The 1,454-nt window shown below is 72.8% G+C and carries 2 protein-coding genes; both read right to left on the bottom strand.

Going from position 1 to position 1,454, the window contains the following annotated elements; genetic code table 11:
* Window positions 1–57 precede the first annotated feature (57 nt).
* The gene (locus tag ASF38_RS00005; protein ID WP_056572770.1) at window positions 58–1,191 is read right to left on the bottom strand and encodes an NAD(P)/FAD-dependent oxidoreductase; all 1,134 of its coding nucleotides are present in this window, start codon (window positions 1,189–1,191) and stop codon (window positions 58–60) included.
* A complete protein-coding gene (locus tag ASF38_RS18520; protein WP_056572773.1) occupies window positions 1,188–1,382 on the bottom strand; it encodes a ferredoxin in 195 nt (64 codons plus the stop codon). Before ASF38_RS18520 ends, ASF38_RS00005 begins: the two co-directional genes overlap by 4 nt.
* Window positions 1,383–1,454 lie beyond the last annotated feature (72 nt).

Here is a 1,454-nt window from a genome sequence, read left to right on the forward strand (position 1 = left end):
CTGCATTTCCCGTGTAGACGCGCGTTGGCGCCGTCGACGTCGGGTGCACGCCGGCGCTCAGTCGACGGTGGGTGCGCCTGACGATGCCCGCTCACGGAGCACGGCGCGCAGGCGTGGTGCCGAGCGCCGGATTCCGCAGGCCACCACGGTCGACCGGCCCCACGCGAGCAGTCCGTGCCCGGAACCGGCGTCTTCGAGCACCTCGGGCTCGCCCTCGACGGGCAGGCAGCCGACGACCTTGAGGGAGACGCCCGCGATCTCGCTCCAGAAGTAGTCGTCCACGATCGGGGTGTCGACGGGCTGTCCCAGGACGGTGGCGGCGGCGACGCGACCGTGGGCCACCGCGTTCGCCCAGAAGGGACGGCGCACGACCCCCTCCGGCGTACGGACCGCTGCGACGTCGCCGGCGGCGTAGACGTCGGCGAGGCTCGTGCGGGCGTGGTCGTCGATCACGATCCCGTGGTCGATCTCCACTCCCGAGCCGTGCAACCAGTCCGTCACCGGCTCGTCGCCGACGCAGCTCACGACGACATCGGCCGCCAGCTCCTCGCCGTCGTCCAGCCTGACGGCGTACACGGGGTCGCCCACGAGGGCGGCGCCCGAGCGGCGGAAGTCGATGCCGAGCGTCGTGGCGCGCTCGCAGATGGCGGTGGCCAGGTGATCCCCGAGCAGGCGCTGCAGGGGAGGGTCGACGTCGACGACCGTCACCCGCAGGCCCGCCGTCGCGGCGGCCGTGGCCACCTCAAGGCCGAGGAATCCTGCGCCGACGACCACGGCGGTCGAGGCGTCGGCGAACCGCTCACGGACGCGGCGGGCGTCGTCGACGGTCCTGAGGACGAGCTCACCGGTCTGCCCGGGAGCGGCGATGCGCCGGGCGCGTGAGCCGGTGGCGACGACCAGGGCGTCGAAGCGGTGGGTGCTCCCGTCGTGGGTCGAGACCGTGCGGCCGGCGTGGTCGAGGCTCGTGGCCGTGGCCTGCACGAGCTCGACGTCGAGCGAGGAGTGGTCCATGAGCACCGAGTCCTCCGCGGCCGCACCGGCGAGCACGGCCTTCGACAGCGGTGGCCGGTTCGTGCCCGGCTCGGGGTCGACGAGCGTCAACCGCCCCTCGTACCCCCGGGAACGGAGCTCCCTGAGCACGGTCGCACCGGCGGTGGACCCGCCCACGACCACCACGTCGCTGGGGCTCATGCCAGCCGCAGCGCTGCCACGGGGCAGGAGTCGACCGCGCGTCGTCCGGCGGCCTCCTGCTCGCTCGGCAGGTCCGTCCCGTCGAAGTGGTGGACGAGGTCGCCCTCGTCGTCGAGGTCGAAGACGTCAGGTGCCTGGTCGACGCAGAGCCCGTGGCTCTCGCACCGGTCGTAGTCGGCGATGATCCGCATGGTCACTGGCCCTTCCCGTCGGCCACCAGCCGCAGCGGTAGGTGATCGAGCTTGTGGATGATGTTGTTGAGG

This window comes from Aeromicrobium sp. Leaf272, from assembly GCF_001422865.1.
Lineage (GTDB): Bacteria > Actinomycetota > Actinomycetes > Propionibacteriales > Nocardioidaceae > Aeromicrobium.

What these genes read in the sequence shown, in the direction of transcription:
- ASF38_RS18520 (WP_056572773.1), bottom strand. Translation starts at nt 1,382, where the DNA reads ATGCGGATCATCGCCGACTACGACCGGTGCGAGAGCCACGGGCTCTGC.
- ASF38_RS00005 (WP_056572770.1), bottom strand. Translation starts at nt 1,191, where the DNA reads ATGAGCCCCAGCGACGTGGTGGTCGTGGGCGGGTCCACCGCCGGTGCG.